Genomic DNA, 3,634 nt, shown 5'->3' with positions numbered 1-3,634 from the left:
CACCGCGCGAGCCCAGAAGTAGATCAGCAGGCTGAACGCGGTGACGGCGCCGATGTCCCACCAGAGCGGCAGGTGCCCCTGCGCGCCGCAGCCGGCCGCGCTCGCGGGACCGGTGCTGCAGAAGCCGCCCTGCCAGGAGAGGACGCCCATGCCGACGAGGTACACCGGCAGCCACTGCGCCGAACGCCATTCCAGCGCGGGGGTGCGCGGGTTCAGCTTGAGCCCGGAGGCCAGGCCCAGCAGCACGTAGCCGAGCACGATCGCCACCCCCAGGCGCCACAGGGTGTCCCAGCCCGCCCAGTAGATGATCAGGTTGGCCACGACGAACGCCAGCGGTGAGAAGAACCCGCCCGCGGGCAGGCGGAACGGCCGGTGCCGCTGCGCGTCCTGCAACCGCAGGGCCCCGAAGGCCAGCGGGGCCCCGGCGTACATCAGCACGCTGGCGGAGGTGACGAAACCGACCAGTTTCTGCCAGGTCGGGAACGGGAGGAACACCACCAGCCCGATGAGGAACGCGAACACCAGCCCGAACCAGGGCACCCCGCGGCGGGTGGTGCGCTCGAACACCATCGGTACGTAACCGTTGCGGGACAACCCGTAGGACACGCGCGAAGTCGCCGTGACGTAGATCAGGCCGGTTCCACTGGGCGAAACGACGGCGTCGATGTAGAGGACCGTCGCCAGCCAGCCGAGCCCCAGCGAGGTGGCAAGGCCCGCGAACGGTCCGGCCTTCGCCGGGAAGGCGAGGTTTCCCCAGCCGTGTGCGAAGGCGTCCGCGGGCAGGGCCGCGATGAACACGATCTGCAGCATCAGGTAGATGAGCGCGCCCACGAAGATCGACCCGAGCACCGCGATGGGGATGTTCCGGGAGGGGTTGCGGCTTTCCCCGGCGAGCTGGTCGGCCTGCTCGAAGCCCAGCAGGGCGAAGATGACCCCGCTGGTGCTGACGGCCGAAAGCACCCCGGCCGCGCCGAACGGCGCGAAACCGCCGATGCCGAAGTTGCCGCCGTGGAACTGGGTGGCCGCCAGCACCACCATGGTGAGCACCGGCACCCCGACCTTCCACCAGGTGGCCGCGCTGTTGGTGTGGGCGAGCCAGCGCACACCCAGGAAGTTGACGAAGACGAAGAGGGCCATCAACAGCACGGCGATCCCGTACCCGAGCGCGGTCAACTGGTTCTTGCCGTACTGGAGCCCGGGCAGGTACACGCTCGCGTAGTTCAGCGCGGCCATGACCTCGATGGGCGCCACGGTGACGGCCTGCAGCCACGAGAACCAGCCGAACGACGCGCCCGCCACGCTGCCGAACGCGTAGTGCGGGAACCGGCCGGTCCCGCCCGCGACCGGGTAGGTCCCGCCCAGTTCGGCGTGCACCAGCGCCAGGATGATGATGGCGACCGCGCCGATGAGCCAGGAGATGATCGCCGCGGTTCCGGCCGCCTCCGCCGCGTAGAGCGCACCGAAAAGCCACCCGGAACCGATGATCGACCCCTCGGAGGTCCAGATCAGGCCGATCAGGCCGATATGCCGTTTCAGGCCGACGTCTTCTCCCGGAGAAGCCCTGGTCTCACTGGTCATCACGCACCGCCTTCTGCCGAGGCCAGCCCGTGCGTTGTGTCGCCGCTCACGACGATAACTCCGATCCGGCGGCCGCACCGCCCCTCGATTGAGGGATCCCGGCTTGCCGCGAACATCGAACGCATGTTCTACTGCAGGGGCCGGGCTCGGTGGGGGAAGCACCGGGCCCGGCCATCGGCGAAGGAGGAGCGCACATGGGGTGGAAGATCCAGCACCGGCACCGCGAGCAGCAGCTGCCGTTCCCCGGCAGGGCCGAGGCACGGACCTACGCCGAACAGCACGGCGGGCTCGACCGCTGGTACCTGGAGCCCGCCCAGCACGAGCGGACGGGCGCCAGGGAGGCCGCCCTGCCGTCGGGCCGGGCGGCGAAGTGACCTTCTTCCCTACCTGACCGCGACCTGCCCGCCCTACGGTGCGAACCGTACGAACGGGACGGTCAGGAGCGTGGCGTGAGCTTTTTCGAAATGATGAATCCGCATGCGGAAACGCATCGCGCGGAGCACGCCGGCTGGCTGCGCGCCGCCGTCCTGGGCGCCAACGACGGGCTCGTGTCCACGGCGAGCCTGATGGTCGGGGTGGCCGCGAGCGGTACCGGCACCAGCGCCATCGTCACGGCGGGCATCGCGGGGCTGGCGGCCGGATCACTGGCCATGGCCGCCGGGGAGTACGTGTCCGTCAGCTCCCAGGTCGACGTGGAACGGGCCGACCGGCTGAAGGAAGAACGCGAACTCGCCGAGGACCCCGAGGCGGAACTGGCGGAACTCGCCGGTATCTACCGTGAGCGGGGGGTTCCGGCGGACCTGGCCATGCAGGTCGCGGTCGCGTTGCACGAGACCGACCCGCTGGCCGCGCACCTGCGGGACGAGCTGGGCCACAGCGAGGTGACCACGGCGCGGCCGATGCAGGCCGCCCTGGCCTCGGCCGCCAGCTTCCTCGTCGGCGGGCTGCTGCCGTTCCTGGGCCTGCTGGCGCCGGGCCTGACGGCGAAGCTGTGGGCGATCTTCGGGGTGACCCTGCTCGGGCTGGCCGTCGCCGGCGTGCTCGGCGCGCGCATCGCCGGGACCACCGTGCTCCGCCCCGCCCTGCGCGTGCTGATCGGCGGCGGGCTCGCGATGCTGATCACCGCGGGCGTGGGCCAACTGGCCCACGTGTCGGGGGTCTGACGCGGGGGTGAGTCCCACCTTCCGGCGTTTGTGTCCCACCTTCCGGCGGATGAGTCCCCCGCCCGGTCTGGGTTGAGTGCCCTCAGTGCGACCTTCGGGGCATCCACCACCTGCCCAAGCGTGGAACTCACGCGCACCAGGGTGGGACACAAGCGCACCAGCGTGGGACTCGCCCGGCGGAAGGTGTGCCGTGCACCGCCGAGCCGCCCGGAGGCGCTAGGGCGCCTCGTCGCGCGCCTGCCTGCGCTGCGCGGCGCGGGCGGCCAGCCCGGTCACCATGACGCTGATCAGCGCGGCGGCCAGGACGGCACCGCTCTCGCCCGGTGTGAGCAGGTGCTCTCGGGTGCCGATGGTCACCGCCGCGATCGGCACGCCCAGCTGGGCACTCGCGAGCACCGCCAGGGCGAGGGGCTGCCGGGCCAGGACCGCGGCCGCGTGCACCAGCACCGCGCCCGCGGCCAGCAGGCCCGCCAGCCCGAGCAGTTTCGGTTCCACGACCAGCGGGCGCAGGTCCAGTGAGGCGCCCAGCCAGACGAAGAACACCGGGCCGAGGAACCCGTCGGTGACGGCGAAGAGCTGCCGGGCCAGGCGGCGCGGCTCCCCCTCCGCGGGCGATGCTGATCCGGTGCACCCGGGCGAGCAGGCCCCGGGCCCGCAACCACCGCACCGCGAGGAAACCGGCCGCTCCCGCGGCCAGCACCGCCAGCGCCCCCAGCGCGGCGGGCCCGGCCCGCCCGGGGTCCATCACCAGCGGGATCGCCACGATGCACACCGTGTCGGCCAGCGCGACCTGCACGATCGTGGCGACCACCGGCGCGCTGCGCAGCCCGGACTCGTCGATCGCCGGCATCACCAGCGCCGCCGAACTGGACGCCATCAGCACGGCGTAGAGC

At 71.9% G+C, this 3,634-nt stretch carries 5 protein-coding genes; 3 read left to right on the top strand and 2 right to left on the bottom strand.

Annotated features, from left to right (window positions below):
- Positions 1-1,578: APC family permease (locus FNH05_RS34490; RefSeq protein ID WP_144593047.1), on the bottom strand; the 1,578-nt coding region annotated here is incomplete at its 3' end.
- Positions 1,579-1,772: 194 nt separating this feature from the next.
- On the opposite strand from FNH05_RS34490, the gene FNH05_RS34485 reads away from it, so the two are divergent.
- Together FNH05_RS34485 and FNH05_RS34480 are read left to right on the top strand one after the other, a co-directional pair.
- Positions 1,773-1,952 (top strand): hypothetical protein, encoded by a 180-nt coding sequence (locus tag FNH05_RS34485; RefSeq protein WP_144593046.1) that lies wholly within the window; start codon positions 1,773-1,775, stop codon positions 1,950-1,952.
- Between the two features lie 75 nt (positions 1,953-2,027).
- A complete protein-coding gene (locus tag FNH05_RS34480) occupies positions 2,028-2,741 on the top strand; it encodes a VIT1/CCC1 transporter family protein (RefSeq protein WP_222426798.1) in 714 nt (237 codons plus the stop codon).
- 216 nt (positions 2,742-2,957) lie between these two features.
- Here the strand turns inward: FNH05_RS34480 and FNH05_RS34475 are convergent, their stop codons facing one another.
- Positions 2,958-3,284, bottom strand: a complete 327-nt coding sequence (locus tag FNH05_RS34475) for a hypothetical protein (protein ID WP_144593045.1) — start codon at positions 3,282-3,284, stop codon at positions 2,958-2,960.
- 71 nt (positions 3,285-3,355) lie between these two features.
- On the opposite strand from FNH05_RS34475, the gene FNH05_RS34470 reads away from it, so the two are divergent.
- The gene (locus FNH05_RS34470) at positions 3,356-3,631 is read left to right on the top strand and encodes a hypothetical protein (RefSeq protein ID WP_144593044.1); all 276 of its coding nucleotides are present in this window, start codon (positions 3,356-3,358) and stop codon (positions 3,629-3,631) included.
- Positions 3,632-3,634: the final 3 nt, after the last annotated feature.

The organism is Amycolatopsis rhizosphaerae (assembly GCF_007713715.1).
In the GTDB taxonomy this organism is placed as follows: Bacteria; Actinomycetota; Actinomycetes; order Mycobacteriales; family Pseudonocardiaceae; genus Amycolatopsis_E; species Amycolatopsis_E rhizosphaerae.
The sequence above is the reverse complement of the archived record's forward strand: the minus strand, read 5'-3'. Positions and strand labels throughout refer to the sequence as shown.

What these genes read in the sequence shown, in the direction of transcription:
- FNH05_RS34485 (WP_144593046.1), top strand. Translation starts at nt 1,773, where the DNA reads ATGGGGTGGAAGATCCAGCACCGGCACCGCGAGCAGCAGCTGCCGTTC.
- FNH05_RS34470 (WP_144593044.1), top strand. Translation starts at nt 3,356, where the DNA reads ATGCTGATCCGGTGCACCCGGGCGAGCAGGCCCCGGGCCCGCAACCAC.